Origin of the sequence: Chitinimonas prasina (genome assembly GCF_030160395.1) — a bacterium.
GTDB lineage: Bacteria > Pseudomonadota > Gammaproteobacteria > Burkholderiales > Chitinimonadaceae > Chitinimonas > Chitinimonas prasina.
In genome coordinates this window covers 32,965-56,126 of record NZ_BSOG01000003.1, presented here as the reverse complement: position 1 = coordinate 56,126, position 23,162 = coordinate 32,965, and the positions used below count along the sequence as shown (strand labels likewise).

General features: G+C 60.8%; 25 protein-coding genes and 1 tRNA gene. 8 read left to right on the top strand and 18 right to left on the bottom strand.

Translation table 11 applies throughout. The annotated features are described in order from the left end of the window. Positions 1 to 98: 98 nt before the first annotated feature. The 10 genes from lnt to QQK16_RS13295 form a co-directional block, all read right to left on the bottom strand. Entirely contained in the window at positions 99 to 1,634 is a 1,536-nt protein-coding gene (lnt, locus tag QQK16_RS13340) for an apolipoprotein N-acyltransferase (protein ID WP_284196977.1), read from the bottom strand. Next, complete coding sequence (locus QQK16_RS13335) at positions 1,631 to 2,494, bottom strand: HlyC/CorC family transporter (RefSeq protein ID WP_284196976.1); 864 nt, start codon at positions 2,492 to 2,494, stop codon at positions 1,631 to 1,633. Before QQK16_RS13335 ends, lnt begins: the two co-directional genes overlap by 4 nt. Positions 2,495 to 2,551: 57 nt before the next feature. After that, on the bottom strand, positions 2,552 to 2,941 hold the full coding sequence (gene gloA2 / locus QQK16_RS13330; protein ID WP_284196975.1) for an SMU1112c/YaeR family gloxylase I-like metalloprotein: 390 nt from the start codon (positions 2,939 to 2,941) through the stop codon (positions 2,552 to 2,554). Further along, positions 2,938 to 3,243, bottom strand: a complete 306-nt coding sequence (locus QQK16_RS13325; protein WP_284196974.1) for a hypothetical protein — start codon at positions 3,241 to 3,243, stop codon at positions 2,938 to 2,940. The genes gloA2 and QQK16_RS13325 overlap by 4 nt, the downstream gene beginning before the upstream one ends. A 13-nt stretch (positions 3,244 to 3,256) precedes the next feature. After that, positions 3,257 to 3,997, bottom strand: coding sequence for an rRNA maturation RNase YbeY (gene ybeY / locus QQK16_RS21325; protein WP_284196973.1), 741 nt, complete (start codon positions 3,995 to 3,997; stop codon positions 3,257 to 3,259). Then, positions 3,990 to 4,970 (bottom strand): PhoH family protein, encoded by a 981-nt coding sequence (locus tag QQK16_RS13315; protein ID WP_284196972.1) that lies wholly within the window; start codon positions 4,968 to 4,970, stop codon positions 3,990 to 3,992. The genes ybeY and QQK16_RS13315 overlap by 8 nt, the downstream gene beginning before the upstream one ends. Beyond that, positions 4,967 to 5,437: a GNAT family N-acetyltransferase gene (locus QQK16_RS13310; protein ID WP_284196971.1), complete on the bottom strand. Its 471-nt coding sequence runs from the start codon at positions 5,435 to 5,437 to the stop codon at positions 4,967 to 4,969. Before QQK16_RS13310 ends, QQK16_RS13315 begins: the two co-directional genes overlap by 4 nt. Further along, positions 5,434 to 6,777: a tRNA (N6-isopentenyl adenosine(37)-C2)-methylthiotransferase MiaB gene (gene miaB, locus QQK16_RS13305; protein ID WP_284196970.1), complete on the bottom strand. Its 1,344-nt coding sequence runs from the start codon at positions 6,775 to 6,777 to the stop codon at positions 5,434 to 5,436. Before miaB ends, QQK16_RS13310 begins: the two co-directional genes overlap by 4 nt. A 100-nt stretch (positions 6,778 to 6,877) precedes the next feature. Further along, positions 6,878 to 6,954, bottom strand: a tRNA-Met gene (locus tag QQK16_RS13300). Positions 6,955 to 7,025: 71 nt separating this feature from the next. Beyond that, positions 7,026 to 8,174 carry a class I SAM-dependent methyltransferase gene (locus tag QQK16_RS13295; protein WP_284196969.1) on the bottom strand — a complete coding sequence of 383 codons (1,149 nt, stop codon included), beginning with the start codon at positions 8,172 to 8,174 and terminating at the stop codon, positions 7,026 to 7,028. 50 nt (positions 8,175 to 8,224) lie between these two features. On the opposite strand from QQK16_RS13295, the gene QQK16_RS13290 reads away from it, so the two are divergent. The 8 genes from QQK16_RS13290 (at position 8,225) to QQK16_RS13255 (ending at position 15,565) form a co-directional block, all read left to right on the top strand. Further along, positions 8,225 to 8,965, top strand: a complete 741-nt coding sequence (locus QQK16_RS13290) for a pteridine reductase (protein ID WP_284196968.1) — start codon at positions 8,225 to 8,227, stop codon at positions 8,963 to 8,965. 101 nt (positions 8,966 to 9,066) lie between these two features. Next, complete coding sequence (ttcA, locus tag QQK16_RS13285) at positions 9,067 to 10,014, top strand: tRNA 2-thiocytidine(32) synthetase TtcA (protein ID WP_284196967.1); 948 nt, start codon at positions 9,067 to 9,069, stop codon at positions 10,012 to 10,014. Beyond that, positions 10,014 to 10,799, top strand: a complete 786-nt coding sequence (locus QQK16_RS13280; RefSeq protein ID WP_284196966.1) for a polyamine aminopropyltransferase — start codon at positions 10,014 to 10,016, stop codon at positions 10,797 to 10,799. The genes ttcA and QQK16_RS13280 overlap by 1 nt, the downstream gene beginning before the upstream one ends. Before the next feature lie 127 nt (positions 10,800 to 10,926). Continuing rightward, positions 10,927 to 11,445, top strand: coding sequence for an RNA pyrophosphohydrolase (locus QQK16_RS13275; protein ID WP_284196965.1), 519 nt, complete (start codon positions 10,927 to 10,929; stop codon positions 11,443 to 11,445). A gap of 129 nt (positions 11,446 to 11,574) precedes the next feature. Then, complete coding sequence (galE, locus tag QQK16_RS13270; RefSeq protein WP_284196964.1) at positions 11,575 to 12,588, top strand: UDP-glucose 4-epimerase GalE; 1,014 nt, start codon at positions 11,575 to 11,577, stop codon at positions 12,586 to 12,588. A 103-nt stretch (positions 12,589 to 12,691) separates the two neighbouring features. Continuing rightward, positions 12,692 to 13,753: a dTDP-glucose 4,6-dehydratase gene (gene rfbB / locus QQK16_RS13265; protein WP_439954236.1), complete on the top strand. Its 1,062-nt coding sequence runs from the start codon at positions 12,692 to 12,694 to the stop codon at positions 13,751 to 13,753. After that, positions 13,750 to 14,631, top strand: coding sequence for a glucose-1-phosphate thymidylyltransferase RfbA (rfbA, locus tag QQK16_RS13260; protein ID WP_284196962.1), 882 nt, complete (start codon positions 13,750 to 13,752; stop codon positions 14,629 to 14,631). The genes rfbB and rfbA overlap by 4 nt, the downstream gene beginning before the upstream one ends. Beyond that, positions 14,612 to 15,565, top strand: coding sequence for a glycosyltransferase family 2 protein (locus QQK16_RS13255; protein WP_284196961.1), 954 nt, complete (start codon positions 14,612 to 14,614; stop codon positions 15,563 to 15,565). The genes rfbA and QQK16_RS13255 overlap by 20 nt, the downstream gene beginning before the upstream one ends. 365 nt (positions 15,566 to 15,930) lie before the next feature. Here QQK16_RS13255 and QQK16_RS13250 read toward each other — a convergent pair whose 3' ends face one another. Genes QQK16_RS13250 through QQK16_RS13220 form a run of 8 tightly spaced genes read right to left on the bottom strand, consistent with a single transcriptional unit; the run spans position 15,931 to position 23,122 of the window. Next, positions 15,931 to 16,560: a sugar transferase gene (locus QQK16_RS13250; RefSeq protein WP_284196960.1), complete on the bottom strand. Its 630-nt coding sequence runs from the start codon at positions 16,558 to 16,560 to the stop codon at positions 15,931 to 15,933. After that, the gene (aroB, locus tag QQK16_RS13245; protein ID WP_308447031.1) at positions 16,560 to 17,627 is read right to left on the bottom strand and encodes a 3-dehydroquinate synthase; all 1,068 of its coding nucleotides are present in this window, start codon (positions 17,625 to 17,627) and stop codon (positions 16,560 to 16,562) included. Before aroB ends, QQK16_RS13250 begins: the two co-directional genes overlap by 1 nt. Further along, on the bottom strand, positions 17,608 to 18,153 hold the full coding sequence (locus QQK16_RS21230) for a shikimate kinase (RefSeq protein ID WP_368860140.1): 546 nt from the start codon (positions 18,151 to 18,153) through the stop codon (positions 17,608 to 17,610). The genes aroB and QQK16_RS21230 overlap by 20 nt, the downstream gene beginning before the upstream one ends. A gap of 20 nt (positions 18,154 to 18,173) precedes the next feature. Continuing rightward, on the bottom strand, positions 18,174 to 20,252 hold the full coding sequence (gene pilQ / locus QQK16_RS13240) for a type IV pilus secretin PilQ (RefSeq protein WP_284196959.1): 2,079 nt from the start codon (positions 20,250 to 20,252) through the stop codon (positions 18,174 to 18,176). After that, entirely contained in the window at positions 20,249 to 20,773 is a 525-nt protein-coding gene (locus QQK16_RS13235) for a pilus assembly protein PilP (RefSeq protein WP_284196958.1), read from the bottom strand. Before QQK16_RS13235 ends, pilQ begins: the two co-directional genes overlap by 4 nt. Positions 20,774 to 20,796: 23 nt before the next feature. After that, on the bottom strand, positions 20,797 to 21,462 hold the full coding sequence (locus QQK16_RS13230) for a type 4a pilus biogenesis protein PilO (protein ID WP_284196957.1): 666 nt from the start codon (positions 21,460 to 21,462) through the stop codon (positions 20,797 to 20,799). After that, positions 21,459 to 22,055: a PilN domain-containing protein gene (locus QQK16_RS13225; protein WP_284196956.1), complete on the bottom strand. Its 597-nt coding sequence runs from the start codon at positions 22,053 to 22,055 to the stop codon at positions 21,459 to 21,461. The genes QQK16_RS13230 and QQK16_RS13225 overlap by 4 nt, the downstream gene beginning before the upstream one ends. After that, positions 22,052 to 23,122 (bottom strand): pilus assembly protein PilM, encoded by a 1,071-nt coding sequence (locus QQK16_RS13220; RefSeq protein ID WP_284196955.1) that lies wholly within the window; start codon positions 23,120 to 23,122, stop codon positions 22,052 to 22,054. Before QQK16_RS13220 ends, QQK16_RS13225 begins: the two co-directional genes overlap by 4 nt. Between the last annotated feature and the right edge of the window lie 40 nt (positions 23,123 to 23,162).

The following is a 23,162-nucleotide window of genomic DNA, read 5'->3' as shown; positions in this document are numbered from 1 at the left end:
GCGAGACACCCGCGCGGCGATGCCAACCGGGCAGACGGCTAGCGCCAGGGAAACCCCTGGTGCTAGTCCGTCCCTCCATCACCGAAGCAAGAGCCTGCTTAAGGTCTTTGCGCTTCACGCCGGCGCCACCACCAGCCCATGCCCAGCCCCAGCGCCGCCAGCAGCAATGCCGCCGTATTGCCCCACAGCAGGTAAGGCGTGTTGCCCTGCATGCCCTGCACCATGGCGTAGAGCGTACCCTCGATCCGCTCGGGCAACCGAGCTTGGTAGTGGCCATCTGGCGTAATGGCCGCCGTGGTGCCGCTATTGGTGGCCCGCAACATCGGCCGCCCTGTCTCCAGCGCCCGCGCCTGCGATATCTGCCCATGCTGGGCCAGCGCCACCGAGCCATCGAACCAGGCCAGATTGGAGAGATTCAGCAGGATGGTGGCCTGGCGAGCATTGGGCAGCAATTCCTCGCCAAATACGTCTTCGTAGCAGATATGCGCGGCTATCCGCTGGTCGCGCACCTTAAGCGGTGCCTGCTGCGGGCCGCCCGAACTGAAATCGGCCAGTGGCATGTTCAACAGATTGTCGTAGACCCAGGCCAGCAGCGGCCGCATGGGTACATATTCGCCAAACGGTACCAGATGGGCCTTGTAGTTGGCAGGCCGCTCCGGGTCGCTCAGCAACACGGCGCCGTTGTAGTAGCGCTGGCTGCGCACATCCAGCCGCGGTACGCCGCCTATCAAGGCCGCCTGCTGGGACGCCACATGGGCCAACATGCCATCCAGCACCTCCGGGAAATAGCCGTCCATATCGTGCAGAAAGATAGGAAAGGCGGTTTCCGGCATCACGATCAGATCGGCCTTGGCCTTGCCGACAAGCTGGTAATAGGTGTCGAGGTTGTAGGCCAGATCCTCGGCGCCCCATTTGCGGTTCTGCGGAATAGCACCTTGCAGCAGCGCCACCTTGAGCGGCTTGCCACTAGGCTCGGTCCAGGCTACCTGCTTGAGGCCATAGCCCAGGCCGCCCAGCAACAGCACCCCGGCCAGCGCCAGACCATCGACTCGATCAAAGCGCCTACCCATCAACCAGGCGGCAATGCCGCCCACCAGGGCAATCAGGCCGCTGACGCCATAGATACCAATCAAGGGGGCGTAGCCTGCCAGCGGGCCATCGGGTATCTGGCTGTAACCAACGGCCGCCCAGGGAAAGCCGGTGAACACCCAGCCGCGCAGCCATTCGGCCAGCAGCCACAGGGCCGGCAGCAGGCACAACAGCAGGGCGGCGCGGGATTGCCCGGCCAGACGCTTGCCAGCCCAGGCCGTCAGGGCGGGATACAAGGCCAGGAAGGCTGCCAACAGCAAGACCGCCAGTGCCGCCAGCGGAGCGGGCATGCCGCCATAGGTATGCAGGCTGATGAAGATCCAATGTATGGTGCCGGTAAAATACCCCAGACCCCAGGCCCAGCCTATATAGGCCGCTCGCCTGGGCGTGGGCGCAACGTCGATCAGGCCAAACAGCAGGGCCAGCGACAAAGGCAGCAAGGGCCAGAACGAGAAAGGCGCAAAGCCGAACACAGCAATGCCACCTATCAGGGCAGGCGGCAGCGCCCGGCCAAGCAGCCGGGCGGCGGTAGTGAGGCGGCTCACGTCTCGTCCGAGGCGGCTTCGCGCTCGACCAGCAAGGAATAAACGCGGCGGCTGTCGGCACGTATCACACGGAAGTGATAGCCCTCGATACTGATGGCGTCGCCCCGCTTGGGCACCCGGCCAAACTCGGTCACCACCAGGCCACCGACGGTGTCGATGCCATCGGGCTGGTAAGCACTGCCCAAGGCGATATTGAGGTCACCCACCAGGGTAGTCGCCTTGACCCGCCAGCGCCCCTGTTTGTCCGGGCGGATATTGTCCTCGGTCTCATCGAAATCGTACTCGTCTTCGATATCGCCAACGATCTGCTCGACCACGTCCTCTATGGTCACCAGGCCCGCCACGCCACCATACTCGTCCACCACAATGGCCATGTGGTTACGATTGGCGCGGAACTCCTTGAGCAGCACATTGAGACGCTTGGATTCGGGTATGAACACGGCCGGCCGCAGCATGGGCCGCAAGGCAAACTGCTGGCTCACGTAGTAGCGCAGCAGATCCTTGGCCAGCAGTATGCCGACGATATTGTCCTTGCTGCCCTCGTACACCGGGAACCGCGAGTGGGCCGTATCGATGACGTAGGGTATGAAATCCTCGGGCGGGGTGGCGATATCGATCGCATCCATCTGCGAGCGGGGCACCATCACATCGCGCACCTGCAGGTCACCTACCTGCAGCACGCCCTCTATCATCTCGAGTGCGTCGGCATCGAGCAGATGGCGTTCGAACGCCGAATGCAGCAGCTCCACCAGTTCCTGCCGGTCTTCCGGCTCACGCAGGAGGAAGGCGGTCAGGCGCTCCAGCCAGTTGGGTTTATGGTCGTTATTCGGCTTGGGCGATCGACTAGAGGGTAAGTCCATGAGGCAATAGGAAAAATGACAATGGGGGGATTATAGCCGGCTCTGCCGGCTGCGTTCTTACATTACGGCTTCGTAGAATTCGATAGGCAAGCCGTCGGGATCGCGGCAAAAGGTGTAGCGGGCACCCGTGTATTCATCCACCCGCAGCGGTTCGCAGGGTATTCCGTACTGTGCCAGCCGTTGCAGCAGGGGCGCCATTGCCGTCACCCGCAATGCCAGGTGGCGCAAGCCTTGCGCCTCCGGCTGGCTGGCGCGGGGCGGGGCTGCCGGAAAAGTGAATAACTCCAGCTGAGCGCCATCGGGCAACTGCACATCCACCTTCCAGGATTCACGCGCTGCACGGTAATGCGCCGCCATCTCCCGGCCACCCAGCACCTCGCAATAGAAACGCCGCGCCGCTGCCAGATCGGTCACGATAATGGCAACGTGGTGCAGGCCGACTATCATATCGCCACGCTCTCAGGCAGTGTCATGCATAGCAACTCGGTCGTGCCATGCGTACTGCAGGCACGTGCAAAGTCCAACACCTCGTTTTCGTCCTCACCCGGGTGGCTGGAGGTGAGTGCGAACAATTCGACATCACGGCCTGTCTCTATCATCACCCAGTCCAGTGCTTCTTCCCAGGCGGAACAATCAACGCCATGGAAGCAGCACAAGACAGGGAGCCGATCCGCCAGCAAACGTAAGGCCGGCTCGTACACCACCGTATACGGGCAAAGCGTGCGGATCACGACGGCAAGCGAGGCCACCTCAGCCTCGCCCTCACGCCTCGTCCGGCGCACCCTTCTCGCTCAGATAGGGATCGGGATAGCCCAGGCTTTGCAGGATGGCGGTTTCCAGGGCCTCCATGGCCTCGGCCTCCACCTCGTCCATATGGTCGTAGCCCTGCAGATGCAGCACGCCATGCACCACCAGGTGGGCCCAGTGCGCCTCCAGGGTCTTGCCCTGCTCCAGCGCCTCGCGTTCTACCACCGGTGCGCACAGCACCAGGTCGCCCATCATGATGTCATCCATGCCCGGCATGGCTTCGCCTTCATTGAAGGCAAAGCTCAGCACATTGGTCGCATAGTCCTTGCTGCGATAGTCGCGGTTCAGCGCACGGCCTTCGGCTTCGTCCACCACCCGCAGGGTCAGCGAGGCATCGAGGCCCGCCTCCAGCGCGGCGGCAGCCCAGAGGCGCAGCAGCTTCTTGCCGGGCGTGCCCTTGGGGCGCACACCATACTGCACTGCCAGGTCCAGCGAGCCCTCGCGGTCCGCACCCAGCACCGACAGGTCAACCGGGTCGCGCTCAACTTCGATACGCACGGCATTGGCCGCCCCCGGACGCAGCACCAGCCGCGCCGGCGCATGATCCTCGGCCGGCGTGCCGATCAGCAGTCCGTCCTGCTCATCGAGCAGCACCTGCAGCTCGCTGCCGTCGGCCAGCACTATGCGCAACGCCTCGGCCTTGACCCGCTTTTGCTTGCCATCGGCATCGACAGCATAGACTTCTGGCTTACTCATCGTTCTTTTCCTTGGCGCGATCGCGCTTTTCATAGGCATCGACTATCTTTTGCACCAATGGGTGCCGCACCACATCGTCGCTCTTGAAATAATGCAGGGCAATGCCGCGCACATTCTGCAGCACGTGCTGGGCGTCGATCAGGCCGGACTTCTGGTGGCGCTGCAAATCGATCTGCGTTACGTCGCCGGTGACCACGGCCTTGGAACCAAAGCCGATACGAGTCAAAAACATCTTCATCTGCTCGGGCGTGGTGTTTTGCGCCTCGTCCAGGATGATGAAGGCGTGATTGAGTGTACGGCCACGCATAAAGGCCAGCGGCGCTACCTCGATGATGCCGCGCTCGAACAGCTTGGTGACCTTGTCAAACCCCATCAGGTCGTAGAGCGCGTCGTAAAGCGGGCGCAGATAGGGATCGACCTTCTGCACCAGGTCGCCCGGCAGGAACCCCAGCCGCTCACCGGCTTCCACCGCCGGCCGTACCAGTACCAGCCGCTTGACCAGGTCACGCTCCAGCGCATCGACTGCACTGGCAACGGCCAGATAGGTCTTGCCGGTACCGGCAGGGCCGATACCGAAAGTAATATCGTGTTCCTGTATGGCCTTGAGGTAGTGATTCTGCCTGGGCGTACGGCCACGTAGATCGGCGCGCTTGGTCAGCAGCACCGGCATGCCATCTTCACCAGCCACCAGGGCGTCTGTCGGATGCGCCACCTCGATCAAGCCCAGCTGTATCTCTTCGACATCGATGGGCCGGCGCGATATGGCATAGAAGCGCTCCAGCAACTCGGTTGCCAGCTTGGTCTGCGCCACCCGGCCGGAGATACTGAAATGCTCGCCACGGCGGGCGATATCGACTTCCAGGCCGTTTTCTATCTGGCGCAAGTTTTCATCGAGGGCACCACACAGATTGGCCAGTCGGCCGTTGTCTACAGGTTCAAAACTGATTTCACGGGTAGCGTGACGGGTGCTCATGGCGTGAGGCGTTTCTCATGGCTGCGTTGCGGATGGCCAATGATACGGCGATAACCCATGCTTTCGTAGAAATGCATGGCCGGCTCGGCATTGGTATACAGCACCAGGCGCTTGAAATGCTGGCGGGCGTGCTGTTCGATGGCGCCGATCAGGGCATGGCCCACGCCGTGGCTACGGGCCTCGGGATGCACATACACCCGCCGCACCCGCCCGAGCGTATCGTCATCGCAGTCGCGGTTGATCCCCGCCACCCCCACCAGCCGGTCCGCCATCCAGACAGCCAGAAAGGCCTCGCCCTCCTGGTCGAAACGGTTATCGCCACAGCGCCAGTCATCGATCAGGCGGCGCAGAAAGCGGAAGCCCTCGGCCTCGCCCAACACGCAGAGTGCCTCTACGCCCTCGGGTAGATCGGCCACCGGCACAATCTGCACCGGCGCCTCGTTGCAGATCTCTGCGGTAGGCATCATGCGCTGACGGTCTCGCGCGTTACGATCTCGCCACGCAGGCTGTGCGGCATGGCCTCGGTGATCAGCACCTCGGTGAACTGATTGATCAGGCGGGAATGGCCGGCGAAGTTGACGATGCGGTTATTGTCGGTGCGGCCCGCCAGCTCACTGGCATCCTTGCGGGCGTGGCCCTCTACCAGCACGCGCTGCACCGTGCCCACCATGCGGCGGTTCTCTTCCTGGGCGAACGCCTCGATACGGGCCTGCAGCCGCATCAGGCGCTTGACCTTGTCCTCATGGCTCACGTCATCTGGCAGATCGGCAGCCGGCGTACCAGGGCGGCGGCTGTAGATAAAGCTGAAGCTGGCGTCAAAACGGACATCCTCAATCAGCTTCATGGTGCGCTCGAAGTCCTCATCCGTCTCGCCGGGGAAGCCGACGATAAAGTCGGACGACAGGCAGATATCGGGACGTGCCTCGCGCAACTTGCGCACGATGGCCTTGAATTCCAGGGTGGTGTAGCCGCGCTTCATGTTCACCAGTACCCGATCAGACCCAGCCTGCACCGGCAGGTGCAGATGCGATACCAGCTTGGGCAGGTTGCGGTAGCAATCGATCAGCCGCTGGGTCATTTCCTTGGGGTGGCTGGTGGTATAGCGAATGCGCTCGATACCGGGTATCTCGTGCACATATTCCAGCAGCAACGCAAAGTCGGCGATCTCGCCGTCTTCCATCTTGCCCAGGTAGGCATTGACGTTCTGCCCCAGCAGGGTGACTTCCTTGACGCCTTGCTGCGCCAGACCCGCCACCTCGACCAGCACATCCTCGAACGGCCGGCTGACTTCCTGGCCACGGGTGTATGGCACCACGCAGAAGGAACAGAACTTGGAACAGCCTTCCATGATGGAGACAAAGGCGGTACCGCCCTCAACCCGCGCCGGCGGTAAATGGTCGAACTTCTCGATCTCGGGGAATGAGATATCCACCTGGGAAGTACCACTGGCGCGCCGCTGGGCAATCAGCTCGGGCAAGCGGTGCAGGGTTTGGGGGCCGAATACCAGATCCACGAAGGGCGCCCGCTTGACGATGGCCTCACCCTCCTGCGAGGCAACACAACCGCCCACGCCTATCAGCAGATTGGGATTCTGCAGCTTGAGTTCGCGCACCCTGCCCAGGTCGGAAAACACCTTTTCCTGTGCCTTTTCGCGCACCGAGCAGGTGTTGAACAGGATGACATCGGCCTCCTCGGGATTATCGGTCTTGGTCAGACCCTCCGACGCATTGAGCACATCCACCATCTTGTCCGAGTCGTACTCGTTCATCTGGCAGCCGAAGGTTTTGATGAAGACTTTCTTGCTCACGATAATCCGCCTTGAAATCAAGCCCTTAGTTTACGCCAATCACCACGGCGCGCGCATAAGGCAAAAGCCCGCTGCCTTACGGCAACGGGCTTTAAAAACCTGGTGGCTATGACTGGACTTGAACCAGTGACCCCAGCATTATGAGTGCTGTGCTCTAACCAGCTGAGCTACATAGCCAACGAAGAGGGCGTGATTATCCGCAGCGCCCTGCTATTCGTCAAGCGCCACGCGCAAATCTTTTCAGACGGCTATAAGCCGCCCGAACGATCATCCCTACCAAAGCCTGCCAGCAAGCCCGGCAGCGCCAAGTTGCGCGAGAAGGCGATGACCTTGAACAGCTCGCCCATTTCGGCCGGCCCCACCAACTTCTGCGCCGCTGCCGCCGCCCTGAAGTAGTCCTGGCTCTGACTGTCCATCCCGGCCATGCATTCCAGCAGGCCGGCATCCAACAGGAAGGAACCCTGGGCCGTATAGCCCTCCAGCTGCCAGCCCGCCGCATCGCCAGCGCGCCAGATGGCCGAGAAATCCACATGCGTGGTGATGTCTTCCAGGCCCGGCAGATGGAACGGGTCGTCGTGGCTATGGTGACGGTAGTGACACATCAGAGTGCCCTTGTGCCGTTGCGGGTGGTAGTATTCGCTGGCCACAAAGCCATAGTCCGGCAAGATCAAGACACCCTGCCTTGTCGCCTCTGCCAGACTGGCCACAAAGCCACAGGCCTCAGGCTGTATCTCGGTCAGATAGCCGTCCGGCAGATCAGCGGTCGCGATATGCGCCACCACGGTGGCATCGGCCAGCGGCCTATCCTCCCAGGCCAATCCTTCGCGCCAGCACACACCGCGCTCCCACCACGCACCACCCTGCCAGCAGACCAGCCGGCATGGCATGGCATCGAGCACCTCGTTGCCGACGATGGCGCCGACAAACGCCTGCGGCAGCGCAGTCAGCCAGCTCACCCGCGCGAGCAAGGCGGGCTCGGCGGCCAGCGTCTCGCGCTGGCGTTGCGCCAGTTCGGCCGATAATTCCAGTATCAGATAGCGCGCCGGCAACTGCCCCAGCGCAGCCAGCGCCCGCAGCATATCCAGCGCCAGCCTGCCCGAGCCCGCCCCCACCTCCAGCACATCGCCGCCGCACTGCTGCAGCGCCTGGGCCACGGGCCGGGCCAGGCACTGGGCAAATAGCGGCGACAACTCCGGGGCCGTGATGAAGTCCCCGGCTGCGCCGAACTTGCGGCTACCGCCGCTGTAGTAACCCAGGCCAGGGGCGTACAGGGCCAGCCGCATATAGTCGGCAAAAGGCAGCCAGCCGCCAGCCTGGGTCAGTTCATGCTGTATCAGCTGCAGCAGGGCCTGGCTGGCGGCCTGTTGCGCAGCGCTGGGCGCGGGAAGGGAGGTCATGTGCTAGATTCGATGCCATCAGAGAACACGCAGTTTAACGAGGGTGCATCATGCAGGGCAAAGTGGCATTGGTAACCGGTGGCGCCAAGCGGGTAGGCGCCAGCATCGTACGGCGGCTGCATGGCGCCGGCTGGAACATCATGCTGCATTACCGCAGCTCCAGCACTGAGGCGCGCGCACTGGCCGCCGCACTCAACCTGCAGCGCAGCGGCAGCGTCGCGCTGGCCCAGGCCGATCTGCTCAATATCGCCGGCCTGCCCACCCTGGTACAGCAGACCCTGCAGCAATTCGGCAGGCTGGATGCCCTGGTCAACAATGCCTCCAGCTTCTTCCCCACCCGCGTGGGCGACATCAACGAAGACAACTGGGCCGACCTGATAGGCAGCAACGTCAAAGCCCCCTTGTTCCTGGCGCAGGCCGCCGCGCCCGAGCTGAAGAAAACCCATGGCTGCATCGTCAGCATCGCCGACATCCATATCGAGCGGCCCATGCGAGACCATGTGGTCTACACCATAGGCAAGGCCGGCCTTGCCGCCATGACACGGGCGCTGGCGCGCGATCTGGCGCCCGAAGTCAGGGTCAATGCAGTGGCACCTGGCGCCAATGTCTGGCCCGACGCGGACTCTGTGTTTGATGAGCTGCATCGGCAGCGCATCGTCGGCAGCATACCGCTCAAGCGCGTGGGAGAACCGGACGATCTGGCCCGCACCATCCAGTTCCTGATCGAGGATGCCCCCTATATCACCGGCCAGATCATCAACGTTGACGGCGGCCGCAGCGTATACCTCTGATTTGCCAGGGTGGGCGGCCATGCTGATTTTCGTGCAAGCAGACGACGCCAAGGCAAAAAACCCTGTAAAATCACGCCCTTTCGCATTTCAGGGTGGCCAATATGGACGCCGTAGTACAGAAGCCGGCACTGACCGACGCCGAGCAAAAAGCCAAATACAACTTCGACAAGCTGGCCAAGCGCCTGCGCCATGCCGTGGGTGACGCCATCGACGACTTCGGCATGATAGAAGCCGGCGACCGCATCATGGTCTGCCTGTCTGGCGGCAAGGACAGCTACACCATGCTGGATATCCTGCTGAGCCTGCAAAAGAGCGCTCCCATTGATTTCGAGCTGATTGCCGTCAATCTGGATCAAAAACAGCCCGGTTTTCCCGAGCACGTGTTGCCCGCCTATCTGGACAAGCTGGGCGTGCCTTACAAGATCGTCGAGGAAGATACCTACTCCATCGTCAAGCGCGTGGTGCCCGAGGGCAAGACCACCTGCGGCCTGTGCTCGCGCCTACGGCGCGGCATCCTGTACCGGGTTGCAGACGAACTGGGCTGCACCAAGATCGCGCTGGGGCATCATCGCGACGACATACTGGAAACCCTGTTCCTCAATATGTTCCACGGCGGCCGCCTGAAGGCCATGCCGCCCAAGCTGGTGAGCGACGACGGCCGCCATATGGTGATACGCCCGCTGGCCTACTGCCGCGAGAAGGACATCGAACGCTACGCCGAGCTGCGCGCTTTCCCCATCATTCCCTGCAATCTGTGCGGCTCGCAGACCAATCTGCAGCGCGTGGTAGTGGGCGATATGCTGCGCGACTGGGACAAGCGCTTCCCCGGCAGGCTGGAGAGCATGTTCCGCTCCCTGCAGCATGTCGTGCCTTCGCACTTGGCCGACCCCAAGCGCTTCGACTTCAAGGGACTCAAGACGCAGGACACCCCTTTCGAAGATGGCGATACCGCCTTCGATGCACTGGAACTACCACCGCAGCCGCCCGAGGGCAGTTTTCGCGGCATCAGCATCATGGATAGCCGCGACAAGCTGGAAGGGTGTCATTGATGCGGCGCTTCGGTAAGCGTGTGCACAAGTCACCGCACGAGGAGGTCGTGGTCGACGTCAGCGAGAAGGACGGCATACGCTCGCTGCACCTGGGCTCGGAGGCCATCCAGAGTTCCATGCGGGTGCGCGACCCCTATGAGCTGGTGCTGGGCTACAGCCGCTGCATGTTCTCCTTCCTGCTGTTCCGCGAGCCACCGCGCAACATGCTGATGGTGGGCCTGGGCGGGGGCTCCATCGCCAAGTTCGCCTACAAGCACCTGCCCGAGACCCGCATCGTCGTAGTCGAGCTATTGCCCCAGATCGTCAGCGTCGCCCGCTCCATGTTCTTCCTGCCGCCGGACGATGAACGGCTGCAGGTCATCGTCGGCGACGGTGCAGACCATATCGAAAACATGGTCAATCCGGTGGATGTGATCATGCTGGACGCCTACGGCGCCACCGGCATCGCCGAACCGCTGTCCACCGAGGATTTTTTTGGTCGTTGCCGCGATCACTTGACGCCCGAGGGCGTGCTGATGGTCAATCTGTGGGGTTCAGACTCACGCTTCAATGCTTATGTGGACAGGCTCAGCCGCGCCTTTGATGGCCTGGTGCTGTGCCTGCCCGCCCGCCAGCGCGGCAATGTCACTGCGCTGTGCTTCAAGCGGGGCTGCAATAGCCCAACCTGGTCGGCGCTGACCGAGAAAGCGCTGGAACTGGAGCAACGCTACCCGCTGGAGTTCGCCGAGTTCGCCAGCGACCTGAGTCGCATGAATGTGCACAACGACCGTCGGCTATTGATATAGCAGGAGTTTTTTCAGCCAGGAGCAAGCCCCCGCCAACTTGCTGCAAAGCAGCATCAGCCTTTGCTTTCCATCACCGTGCCGATGTGAAAAAATCAAGACAACTTAACGATTTCCTACGGTGATATCCATGCTCGATCGAGACGGTTATCGCCCCAACGTTGGCATCATTATCTGCAACGACAAAAACCAGGTTTTTTGGGGCAAACGTGTTCGCGAACATTCCTGGCAGTTCCCGCAGGGCGGCATCAAATCGGGCGAAACGCCCGAACAGGCCATGTTTCGTGAGCTGATGGAAGAAACTGGGCTCAAGCCCGAACATGTCCGCATCCTGGGGCGCACCCGGGACTGGCTGCGCTATGACGTGCCCACCCATTGGGTGCGGCGGGAGTGGCGCGGCACCTATCGCGGCCAGAAACAGATCTGGTTTCTGCTGCGACTGGTCGGCCGTGAGTGCGATGTCTGCCTGCGGGCTTCGCACCATCCGGAGTTTGATGCCTGGCGCTGGAATGAATACTGGGCGCCGCTGGAGGCCGTTATCGAGTTCAAGCGCGGCGTCTACGAGCAGGCACTGTCTGAACTGGCACGCTTCCTGACACCCAATCCCCGCCAAAAGACACTTCCACGACAACAAGAAGCACCACGCTGACTATACTCCTCGCTGAAACGCCTAACGGCAGCTAGTATTCAGCTGCCGTTAGGCTTACACGGATTATATTGGCCCTTTGAATGCAATCGTGGTCTTGGTTGCGCCGCACAATAACGGTAGCATTGGCAGATGCGACAACAAATACTCGTTACCGGGGGAGCCGGCTACATAGGCAGTCATACCTGTGTGGAGCTGCTAGCCGCAGGCTACGACCTCGTCGTCGTCGATAATTTCTCCAACAGCAAACCGGCTGTGCTGGATCGCGTTGCCGCCATTGCCGGCCGCGCCATGGTCTGGCACGAGGGCGATCTACGCGATCGGGGCTTGCTCCAGCGCCTTTTCGACAAACACCCGTTCGCGGGTGTGTTGCATTGCGCCGGCGTCAAATCCATCTCCGAAGCCCAGCAGTTCCCTCTCAAGTACTACCAGCACAATCTTGAAGCCAGCCTGACCCTGCTCGACGTCATGGCGCGGCACAATGTACGCCGGCTGGTATTCAGCTCCTCAGCGACGGTCTACGGCGAGGCCGCCCGCGTGCCTTACCGCGAGGAAGCCCCGGTGGCACCCAACACCGTCTACGGCCGCAGCAAGGCCATGGTGGAGGGTATATTGCACGACTTGGTGCAGGCCGACCCCAGCTGGCGCATCGCCATACTGCGCTATTTCAATCCGGTGGGCGCCCACCCATCCGGCCTGATAGGCGAGGACCCGAGCGGCGCCGTCAACAACCTGATGCCCCACCTGTGCCAGGTTGCTGTTGGCCGTCAGGACGAGCTGTCCATCTTCGGTCATGACTACCCCACGCCCGACGGCACCGGCGTACGCGACTACCTGCATGTGTGTGATATGGCCGAGGGCCACGTCAAGGCACTGCAGCACACCGCCGGCGAAAGCGGCCTGCTGACACTGAACCTGGGCATGGGCCGCGGCCACAGCGTGCTGGAAGTCATACGTGCTTTCGAACAGGCCTGCGGCCAACGCATACCTTCGCGCTTCGTGGCACGCCGCCAAGGCGACCTGGCCAGCTACTATGCCGACCCCAGCAGGGCGGCCGATATACTGGGTTGGCGCGCCAAGCGCGACCTACTGGAAATGTGTGCCGACGCCTGGCGTTGGCAATCGCAAAACCCGAACGGCTACTGAGCCGCCCTGCTCTACACCCGCCGGCCCATTCGTTGCTCCCGTACAACAGGCCGCCGGGGTAGGCGGGCCCGCCCAGCACTGCCGCCTTATCTATTCGGAGTGCATCTTGATTCTTGTTACCGGCGGCGCGGGTTTTATCGGCGCCAACTTTGTTCTGGAGTGGCTCAAGCAGTGCGACGAGCCTGTCATCAACCTCGACAAGCTGACTTACGCCGGCAACCGCGACAATTTGCAAGCCCTGGCCAACGATGGTCGCCACCGCTTGGTGCAGGGTGACATTGGTGACAGCGCCCTGCTGGCGCAGCTGCTGAGCCAGCATCAGCCGCGCGCCATCATCAATTTTGCGGCGGAATCCCATGTAGATCGCTCCATACACGGTCCGGCCGATTTCATCGAGACCAATGTACTGGGTACATTCCGCCTGCTGGAGGCAACGCGCGCCTACTGGCAAGGCCTGGCGACGGAGGCACAGGCTGAATTCCGCTTTCTGCATGTCTCCACTGACGAAGTCTACGGCTCGCTGGAGCGGCAAGACCCTGCTTTCGCCGAAACACACCAGTACCAGCCCAACAGCCCCTACTCTGCCTCCAAGGCGGCATCCGATCACCTAGTACGGGCCTGGCACCATACCTATGGCCTGCCGGTGCTAACCACCAACTGCTCCAACAACTACGGCCCCTATCAGTTTCCAGAGAAGCTGATACCGTTGATGATCACTCACGCGCTGGCCGGCAAGGCCCTACCCATCTATGGCGACGGCCAGAATGTGCGTGACTGGCTCTATGTGGGTGACCACTGCGCCGCCATACGTCAGGTACTGGGCCACGGCCGCCTGGGCGAGACCTACAATATCGGCGGCTGGAACGAGAAACCCAACATCGAGATCGTCCACCTGATCTGCGACCTGCTGGACCAGGCCCGACCGCGCGAGGATGGCCGCTCCTACCGAGAGCAGATCAGCTATGTGACCGACCGCCCCGGCCATGATCGCCGCTATGCCATTGATGCCCGCAAGGTGGAACGCGAGTTGGGCTGGCGCCCTAGCGAGACCTTCGAGACCGGCATACGCAAGACCATAGACTGGTACCTGGCCCATCCTGACTGGCTGGCCCGCATTGCCAATGGCAGCTATCGTGCCGCGACCACAGAAAGCGTACCCGCATGAAGGGCATCATCCTGGCCGGTGGCTCCGGCACCCGCCTCTACCCCGCCACGCTGGCCGTCAGCAAGCAACTGCTGCCGGTGTACGACAAGCCCATGGTCTATTACCCCCTGACCACCCTGATGCTGGCGGGGATACGTGACATACTGCTGATCTCCACCCCGCAGGATACGCCGCGCTTCCAGCAGTTACTGGGCGATGGCTCGCAGTGGGGCATACGGCTGCAGTACAAGGTGCAGCCCAGCCCTGATGGGCTGGCGCAGGCCTTTATCCTGGGCGAGGAGTTCATCGCCGGCGACAGCGTTGCCCTGGTGCTCGGCGACAACATCTTCTACGGCCATGATTTCCAGTCCCTGCTGACCAATGCCGCCCAGCGCGGCGAGGGCGCCACGGTATTTGCCTATGCGGTGACCGACCCGGAGCGTTATGGCGTTGTGGAGTTCAATGCACAGGGCCAGGCCGTCAGCCTGGAGGAAAAGCCCAAACAGCCCAAATCGCGCTATGCGGTGACCGGCCTGTATTTCTATGACCATCGCGTGGTGGAAGTTGCCAAATCCATCCAGCCCTCGGCACGGGGCGAGCTGGAGATTACCGACGTCAACGCCCGCTACCTGGAATGGAATGCGCTGAACGTGGAGATCATGGGCCGGGGCTATGCCTGGCTGGATACCGGCACCCATGAATCCATGCTGGAGGCCTCGCTGTTCATCCAGACCCTGGAAAAGCGCCAAGGCCAGAAGATCGCCAGTCCGGAGGAGGTCGCCTTCCGCCAGGGCTATATCGACGCTGCGGCCCTGCAACGGCTGGCCCAGCCCATGGCCAAAAATGCTTACGGCCAGTACCTGTTAAGCCTGCTGGCGGATGACAGGCCGTTCCGCTGATGGCAGCACCATGCGGCTAGGCCTGCTGGTTCCCACGCTGGATGCAGGCCCCCGCTGGGTCGATTGGCTGGCCGCCCTGGCCAGCCAGACCCGACAACCAGACCGCACCCTGGTCATCGACTCCAGCTCCAGCGACCAGACCGCCGAGCTTGCCCGCGATGCCGGGCTGGAGGTGTGCAGCATCGCCCGCGCGGACTTCGATCATGGTGGCACCCGGTTGTGGGGCCTGCAACAGCTGCACGACTGCGAGGTGGTGGTCTGCATGACCCAGGATGCCCTGCTGTCCTCGCCCGACGCCCTGGCCAGGCTGCTGGCGGCATTCGAGCAGACCGATGTGGCCGCTGCCTATGGCCGGCAACTGCCTCACCATGACGCCACCCCGCTGGCGACACATGCCCGCCAGTTCAATTATCCGGCCCGCTCCCACGTGGTGAGCTACGCTGATCGGCAACAACTGGGCATCAAGACCGCTTTTTGTTCCAACTCCTTCTCAGCCTGGCGCCGCCGCGACCTGATGGCACTGGGCGGCTTCCCACAGCGCACCCTCCTGGCAGAGGACATGCTGGCCTGCGCCAGGCTGCTGCAAGCAGGATTCCGCGTCGCCTACGTGGCCGACGCCTGTGTGGCCCACTCGCACAACTACCCAGCCACAGCCGAGTTCCGCCGCTACTTTGATACCGGCGCCCTGCACGCGGGCGAACCCTGGCTGCTGCACAGCTTTGGCCAGGTATCGGGGGAGGGTTTGCGCTATGTCAGGTCGGAATGGCGCAGCATGCGCATGCACGGCCGGATATGGCAGTGGCGCAGCCTGAAGGCCAGCGGCATGAAGTGGCTGGGCTACCAACTGGGCAAGCGCTCCCGCCAGCTACCCCGTTGGCTATGCCAGCGCCTCAGCATGCACCCACGCTGGTGGCAGGCACCCGGCCGGCCGTAGATCGGGCCATGAACTTGCGTCGTGGCCAAGAGCCGCTAATAGAACCCTTCTGGCGTTGTTGCGCGAGCTTGCCGTACCCACGTACTGTCTGCGGCGCGCGCCTGCGCTCGCACGCCTAGCCAGAACCGCTACGCTGGGTTTTGGTAACCGCTCTAAGCGAAAGCGCAATCAAATTGCTGACGCGCCGCAGCAAGCCCCCCTCCCCGCAGCGTAGACCGCCGTCGCGGCAGCGAGGGTAAGGGTGAATATGCGGATGCGATCTGGGGACAGCCTACGGTATCAGGCAGCGCTGGCGTTTGGCGTCAGGGTGACTTTAGGCCTGTCCCCTCCAAGGCCCATCCAGAACCTTCGTCCCTATCCGGCTTTCAATATGCACCGCGCCGATTCAGCACCACCAGGCAGGTACGCAGCAGGATGGAGATATCCAACCACAAGCTCCAGTTACGTACATAGTGGGCATCCAGCGCCACGCGCTGGGCATAGCTGGTGTCATTGCGGCCGCTTACCTGCCACAGCCCGGTAATGCCAGGCCGGACGGCCAGGTAGCTGGCCAGGGCCTCACCATAGCGCGGCAACTCCTCGCTGACGACCGGCCGAGGCCCCACCAGGCTCATCTGCCCTCGCAACACATTCCATAGCTGTGGCAGCTCATCCAGGCTGGACTTGCGCAGGAAGGCGCCCAAGGGTGTCACACGGGGATCCTGTTTCAGCTTGAAATCCTGCTGCCATTGCCGTCGCGCCTCCGGATCGCGGGCCAGCAGCTCCGCCAATCGCTGTTCAGCATCCACATACATGGTGCGGAACTTGTAGCAATGGAAAGTCCGGCCATGGCGACCCACCCGGACATGACCAAACAGCGGCCGCCCACCTTGAAGGCACAGCAGGCCATACAGCAGCAGCAGCACCGGGGCACACAGCAGCAACGCCAGCAGGCCTAGCAGTATGTCCAGCAGGCGCTTGGTACCGCTGTTGAAGCGGCTTAACAAGGGCGACATCAGCTCAGCAACTGGCGCAGTTGCGCCGTATCGAGATGTGTCACATAGGCCTGGCTCATGGCGCGCAACAGCACGAAACGTATACGGCCGGCCTCCACCTTCTTGTCCTGCGCCATCAAGTCCAGCCAGCGCTCAAAGCCCAGCGTGGGCGCCTCCACAGGCAAGCCGGCTGCCTGTAGCAGACGGGAGATGCGCGCCACATCCGCCTCGCTCAATTGCCCCAGCAGGTGCGATGCCCTGGCGGCCAGCAACATACCCACTGCCACCGCCTCACCATGCAGCCAGGTGCCATAGCCTAGGCCCGCCTCGATGGCATGGCCAAAGGTATGACCCAGGTTCAGCAGGGCACGTTGGCCCTCTTCCCGCTCATCCGCTATCACGATGCGGGCCTTGTTACGGCAGGAGCGCTCGACGGCATAGGCCAGCGCCGTAGTATCACGGGCCATCAAGCGACCCATGTTCTGTTCCAGCCAGACAAAGAACTCAGGGTCATCAATCAAGCCGTACTTGATCACCTCTGCCAAACCTGCGGCGTATTCCCTGGTGGGCAAACTATGCAAAGTAGCCAGGTCTGCCAGCACCAATCTGGGTTGGTAGAACGCGCCTATCATGTTCTTGCCCAGCGGATGGTTGATGGCAGTCTTGCCGCCCACCGATGAATCCACTTGGGCCAACAAGGTGGTCGGCACCTGGATGAAAGGTACGCCGCGCTGGTAGATGGCGGCTGCAAAACCGGTCATGTCGCCGATCACGCCACCGCCCAGTGCAATCAAGGTGGTCTTCCGTTCACAACGGCTGGCCAGTAACTGGTCCATGATCTGGTTCAAAGTCTCCCAGGTCTTGTAGGCTTCACCGTCGGGCAGACAGATAGGCAGGACGCTCACCCCCTGTGCCTCCAGGGCGGCCTGCAAGGGTGCCAGGTAAAGCTTGGCCACGGTAACGTTGGTCACCACTGCCACCTTGGGCAAGGGCAGCAGCCGTACTATGGGGCTTACGTCTGCCAGCAGATTGCTGCCGATCAGGATGTCATAGCTGGCGTGGCCCAGATCAAGATGAACGGATGTCATGGCGTTGGGACAATTCGGTAAGTATGGACTGAGCCAGTTGCTGCACGCCCTGCCGGCCGGTATCGACAACCAGGTCGGCCAGTTCGCGGTAGATAGGATCGCGTTCGGTATACAGCTGTTCCAGCTTGGCCCGTGGATTGGCGGTCTGCAGCAGCGGACGGTTCTTGTCCTGGCGGGTGCGCTGGTAGAGCTCCTCTACCGAGGCCCTTAGGTAGATCACAAAGCCATGCTTGCGCAGGCATTCGCGATTGGCCGGATTCAGCACCGCGCCGCCACCGGTCGCCAGCACGATATCGTTGAGCGCCGTGAGAGCACGTATGGTTTCCACCTCCCGCGCACGAAAGCCCGCCTCGCCTTCGATTTCAAAGATGATGGGCACCCGCACACCAGTGCGCGCCTCTATCTCATGATCGGCGTCATAGAAGGTTTTATTGGACAGGCGCGCAAGGCTGCGACCTATGGTCGTCTTGCCTGCACCCATCAACCCTACAAGAAAAAAATTGCCCGGCAAATTCATGCCGGGCATTGTAGCGTATCGAGCTGAGATCAGCGCAGTGTCAAGGAGTCATCCAGGATGCGCGGGGTCACAAAGATCAGGAGTTCCTTCTTGCTGGTGCTCTTGAGCTTAGACTTGAACAGGTTGCCCAGGTAAGGAATATCACCCAGCAGCGGCACCTTGCTCTCGCCGTCGTTTTCCTGCATTTCGTACACACCACCCAGTACGGCTGTGTCACCACTGCCGACCAGCACATTGGTCTGCACCACCTTGGTTTCCACGACAGGGAACTGGCCACCTTGGGTCAGCACATCATTACTCACCCTCAGTTCCATGAACACGCGACGGTCCGGGGTAATCCGTGGGGTCACTTCCAGCTTCAGGGCCGCTTCCTTCTCCTGCGGCGCAGCGCTATCACCCGAGCCACCCGGTACGATGATGTAGTACTTGCGGCCTTGCGAGATCGTAGCCTTCTGCTGATCGGCAGTAATCACGCGGGGACTGGACACTGTGCGACCCTTGCCCTCTGCTTCCAGCGCCTGCAGCTCCAGGCTGACCAGCATGCCGGCAGCGGCATTTAGCAAGGTCACGCCCAGCGCGCCACCGGTCGTGGCGGACGATGGCAGGTTCACCACAGAACCCTGGCTACCTTCCGTACCCATTGTTTTCCCGTTGTTGAGGATATCAATGGCGGCATTGGAGGTATTGCTGACACCGATGCGGGTATCACTATCCAGCGTACGGTTTGCACGCAGCCCCAGGCGTACACCAAGCTCACGGCTGAAGGTGTCATCCGCCACCACGATACGTGCCTCAATCATCACCTGGCGTGAAGCGGTGTCCGTCTTCAGCAACAGGGCGCGAACATCGTCCAGCTTGGCAGGGATGTCGTTCACGATCAGGGTGTTGGTACGCGGTTCGACGATGGCCGTACCTTGCTTGCTCAGGAAGGGCTGCTTCTCGTTCATCAGCATATCCCGCACGTCTTCGGCCTTCTGGTAATTCAACTGGAAGGATTCGGTACGGGTGGGCTCAACCTCGGCCAGCTTCTTCTTGCTTTCGGCAATCTGAGTTTCGCGCAAGGCTATTTCGTCGCGTGGGGCCACCCACAGCACATTGCCATTCTCACGCTTGTCCAGGCCCTTGCTCTGCAGTATCAGTTCCAGTGCCTGATCCCAAGGCACGTCCTTCAGACGCAGGGTCAGGTTGCCGTTGACGGTATCGCTGGTAATGATGTTCTTACCGGTAAATTCGGCAATCACCTGCAGTACGGTACGCACTTCCACGTTTTGGAAATTCAGCGACAGTTTGTCGCCCTTAAATACCGGCTTATCCAGCTCTGCCAGTTTCTTGGCACGCTCGTCTATGCTCTTCACTTCAACGGTAAAGCGATTCTCGGTCTGGTAGGCCGAATACTCCCAGACACCACGCGGCTCGATCACCATCTTGACCGTATCGCCCTGGCTATAGGTATCGATGGTCTGCACAGCAGTGCCAAAGTCGATCACATCCATGCGACGCTCAAACTGGCGAGGCAGTTGGGTCTTGGCAAACTCCAGCACCAGCGACTTGCCCTGCTGCTTGATATCAATACCAATGGAAGGGCTGGACAGATCAATCAGGATACGACCATCGCCATTGGTGCCGCGACGAAAGTCGACACTGCGTATCGCCTCCTTGCTGGCGTTTTGGGCAGTGGAGAACTGAGCCGTGGTATTGGTGACCGCCATCGCAGCCGCCGTTGACTTGACCTTGATCTTCAGCTTGTTGCCGTCCACCTGTGTCTCATAGGTCGCACCGCGTAGCAGGCTCAACACCAGCCGGGTACGGCTGCCCGATTCGGCGATGCTGATGGACTTGAGGTTGCCACTTGACACTGGCACGGACGACTTGCCCGAATCGTTGACGGTGTTATTGAAGTCAAACGCGATACGAGGCGGCGTATTCACAGCAAAACTCGCCGGTACTTGCGGCGCTTTCTGCATAACGACCGTGATTTCCTGGTGATCGGCAGACTCGGCCTGCACTTCGATAGACTTGATCGCATTGGGCTCGTTAGCATGGGCAACACCCATCAACAAGACCAGCGCAATACAACCCAGCCATCCCTGCATCCGCTTCCTAATCATTTGTTTTGCTCCGTATCATCCAACGCCAGTACGCTTGTTCTCTCAACCCAGTCACCGCCACTGTCTTCCACAATCTCTTTCAGTGTCAGGTCTGTCTCGGTAATGGTAGTCACCATGCCAAAGTTCTGGCCGATATAACTACCCAGCTTCACCCGATACAGATTGCCATCCGGCGTGCGGATCAAGGCATTCAGCTCCTTGCCGCGCTGCAACGTACCCACCATCCGTAACTTCTCGAGATCGTAGGCTTCCAAGGTTTCCTTGGGTCGATTCAAATTGGGTGCCAGACCACCACCACCACCCTTTTTCGCTACTTCCATCTTGTTGCGGCTGAACGGCTCAACAATATCGAATGCAGCATAAATAAAGGGCTGATAAGGCTTTACCTCAGGCAGCGGTTCAATCCGCCCCCGTAAGTTGGCACTTTCTGCATCCATCCACACCTGCAAATCCTCAAAGCGGCTGTCCGAACACGCTGTCAATAGCAAGGGCAGGAGCAGCAGGGTTGATGACTTCTTCATCGCGATCATCCTTTAATCCCTAATCACTGCTTTTTCTTCTTGGCCTCGGCCTCGGCCTTGCGCATTGCAACAGCCTCCTCCGCATCAAGGGCTCGATAAGTCTTGGCTACGGCCTGCATGGACAGTACCCCCCCCATTGCAGCACCGGTCTTGGCATCCACGCTGGTGGTAGGCACAGTGATCTGGACGTCCCCCAAGGTCACGATGCGCGACAACTGGGCGATATCACTTGCAAACGCTGCAAGGTCGTGATAGTTGCCATTGATCTTCAGGCTAACCGGCCGCTCAGCAAACTCCGTGGTTTTCACCTCAGCCGTGGTGGGCTTGAACAGCTCAAACTGCAAGCCGCGCCCCACCCCTGACTGGTTGATCTCAGTAATCAGGGTTTCCATCTCGGCCTTGCTGGGCAATTGCTTGAGCAAGGCACCGAAAGACTCCTGGATATCTGCCAGCTGGAGGCGATAGGCTTCCAGATTGACCGCCTTGGCCTTCTTATCCAGGAACGCCGTCTTGAGCTCAGCTTCTTTGGCCCTACCTTGATCCAGGATTTCCAGTTCGCCAGCCAGCAGCAGGAAGTAACCCAGCACGATCACCACTACAGAAAACAGGGCGAGCGTGACCAGCTGCACGGCAGCTGGCCAATTCGCGATATCCTTGGGGTCTAGCCGCCGTAATTCATCTAGATTCATGGCTTTGGCGCCTCTTTCTTGTTGGCCTTGCCCTTCTCATCGGCCTCGTCCTTCTCTCGCGTCACCTTGACGTTCAGACTGAACTCATTGACGCGCTGTCCACCTACGGTATTCGCCTTGATTTCGATCAGATTGGGTTGCTCGAAGATGAAAGAGTCTTCCAAGCTGCGCATCAAAGTGGATACCCGCGCACTCGACTGGGCATAACCGACCAGCAAGAGCTGGTCATTGGTCTGCTTGATCTCCTTGAGGAAGATTCCCTCGGGCACCTGGCGCGCCAGCTGATCCAGCATCTGTACAGCTTCGCCGCGATTGGATTGAAGGCGTTCCACCACCTTCTTCCTATCCAGCAACTGCTGGCGCTCTTTCTTAAGCGTTTCGATCTCGGCAATCTGCTTGTCCAACTCCGCATTCTTGTCAGTCAGGAAAGTATTTCTCTCCTCCTGATTGGATATCTGAGCGCCGATAAACAGATAGGCAAACACCACGACGGCCCCGCCAGCCAGCACCGACATCGCGGACAACGCAGTAAAGCGCCGCACCCGAGCCTTACGCTTCTGCTCCCGGTGCGGTAAGAGGTTGATACGTATCATTGGTCAAACCTCCTGAGTGCCAAGCCACACGCAATGAGCAAGGAAGGAGCATCCAGGAGCAGCTGACGGGTCTTGATTCGGCTGGACTGCGTCATATTCAAGAAAGGGTTGGCGATCATGGTACTGACCTGGGTTCGACTGGCCACAACCTCATCCAGCCCGGCAATCACACTGCACCCACCCGCCAGCAGGATATGATCCACGCTGTTGTACTGGGTGGAAGTGAAGAAGAACTGCAGGGCGCGGGAGATTTCCATGGCCAACGAATCCATGAAAGGCTGCAACACTTCGGGTTCGTAGTTATCCGGCAGGCCGCCATTACGCTTGGCAGCTTCCGCTTCTTCAGCAGACAGACTGAACTTCCGCTGTATGTCCTGGGTCAACTGGTTACCGCCAAATGCCTGCTCACGGGCATAAACCTGCACACCATCGCGAACAATATTGATATGCATCATGGCAGCGCCAATATCAACAATGGCGATGGTTTGGTCCTTGCCGGACTGCGGTAGCTGATGCTCGATCAACTCATAGGCGGCTTGTGTGGCAAACGACTCCACATCCACCACCAGGGCTTTCAAGCCGGCGGCTTCGACCACGGCAACCCGGTCTTCGACCTTTTCCTTGCGGGAGGCGGCAATCAGGACTTCCACTTCATCCGGCGTGGCAGGCGAAGGGCCCAGCACCTGGAAGTCGAGGTTGACCTCATCCAACGCAAAGGGGATGTATTGGTTGGCCTCTGTCTCGACCTGCATCTCCAGTTCAGCCTCGGTTTGCCCGGCTGGAACGGTGATTTTCTTGGTGATGACAGCGGCCGTCGGCAACGCCAGCGCAACATTACGGACGCGGCTACCCAGCATGCGCCAGGCTCGCTTGACGGCCTCACCCACCACCTCTAGATTCGCGATATTGCCATCGGCAATCGCGTCCTTCGGCAGTGGTTCAATGACATAACGTTCAACGGCAAGGTGCTTGCCCGTCTCCGACAACTCCACCATCTTCACCGCCGATGTGCTGATATCAACACCGATCAGTGGAGGGGCTTTGGGCTTTAGGAAATCGAGGTTCAACTTAAATTCCCTTTATGAATTAGCACTTTGGCAGCACTTT

Excerpts from the sequence above, each read along its gene's own strand:
- QQK16_RS13335 (WP_284196976.1), bottom strand. The coding sequence starts at position 2,494 with ATGGACTTACCCTCTAGTCGATCGCCCAAGCCGAATAACGACCATAAA.
- gloA2 (WP_284196975.1), bottom strand. The coding sequence starts at position 2,941 with ATGATAGTCGGCCTGCACCACGTTGCCATTATCGTGACCGATCTGGCA.
- ybeY (WP_284196973.1), bottom strand. The coding sequence starts at position 3,997 with ATGAGTAAGCCAGAAGTCTATGCTGTCGATGCCGATGGCAAGCAAAAG.
- QQK16_RS13315 (WP_284196972.1), bottom strand. The coding sequence starts at position 4,970 with ATGAGCACCCGTCACGCTACCCGTGAAATCAGTTTTGAACCTGTAGAC.
- QQK16_RS13310 (WP_284196971.1), bottom strand. The coding sequence starts at position 5,437 with ATGATGCCTACCGCAGAGATCTGCAACGAGGCGCCGGTGCAGATTGTG.
- QQK16_RS13295 (WP_284196969.1), bottom strand. The coding sequence starts at position 8,174 with ATGACCTCCCTTCCCGCGCCCAGCGCTGCGCAACAGGCCGCCAGCCAG.
- QQK16_RS13290 (WP_284196968.1), top strand. The coding sequence starts at position 8,225 with ATGCAGGGCAAAGTGGCATTGGTAACCGGTGGCGCCAAGCGGGTAGGC.
- ttcA (WP_284196967.1), top strand. The coding sequence starts at position 9,067 with ATGGACGCCGTAGTACAGAAGCCGGCACTGACCGACGCCGAGCAAAAA.
- QQK16_RS13280 (WP_284196966.1), top strand. The coding sequence starts at position 10,014 with ATGCGGCGCTTCGGTAAGCGTGTGCACAAGTCACCGCACGAGGAGGTC.
- QQK16_RS13275 (WP_284196965.1), top strand. The coding sequence starts at position 10,927 with ATGCTCGATCGAGACGGTTATCGCCCCAACGTTGGCATCATTATCTGC.
- galE (WP_284196964.1), top strand. The coding sequence starts at position 11,575 with ATGCGACAACAAATACTCGTTACCGGGGGAGCCGGCTACATAGGCAGT.
- rfbA (WP_284196962.1), top strand. The coding sequence starts at position 13,750 with ATGAAGGGCATCATCCTGGCCGGTGGCTCCGGCACCCGCCTCTACCCC.
- QQK16_RS13255 (WP_284196961.1), top strand. The coding sequence starts at position 14,612 with ATGACAGGCCGTTCCGCTGATGGCAGCACCATGCGGCTAGGCCTGCTG.
- QQK16_RS13250 (WP_284196960.1), bottom strand. The coding sequence starts at position 16,560 with ATGTCGCCCTTGTTAAGCCGCTTCAACAGCGGTACCAAGCGCCTGCTG.
- aroB (WP_308447031.1), bottom strand. The coding sequence starts at position 17,627 with ATGACATCCGTTCATCTTGATCTGGGCCACGCCAGCTATGACATCCTG.
- QQK16_RS21230 (WP_368860140.1), bottom strand. The coding sequence starts at position 18,153 with ATGCCCGGCATGAATTTGCCGGGCAATTTTTTTCTTGTAGGGTTGATG.
- pilQ (WP_284196959.1), bottom strand. The coding sequence starts at position 20,252 with ATGATTAGGAAGCGGATGCAGGGATGGCTGGGTTGTATTGCGCTGGTC.
- QQK16_RS13235 (WP_284196958.1), bottom strand. The coding sequence starts at position 20,773 with ATGAAGAAGTCATCAACCCTGCTGCTCCTGCCCTTGCTATTGACAGCG.
- QQK16_RS13230 (WP_284196957.1), bottom strand. The coding sequence starts at position 21,462 with ATGAATCTAGATGAATTACGGCGGCTAGACCCCAAGGATATCGCGAAT.
- QQK16_RS13225 (WP_284196956.1), bottom strand. The coding sequence starts at position 22,055 with ATGATACGTATCAACCTCTTACCGCACCGGGAGCAGAAGCGTAAGGCT.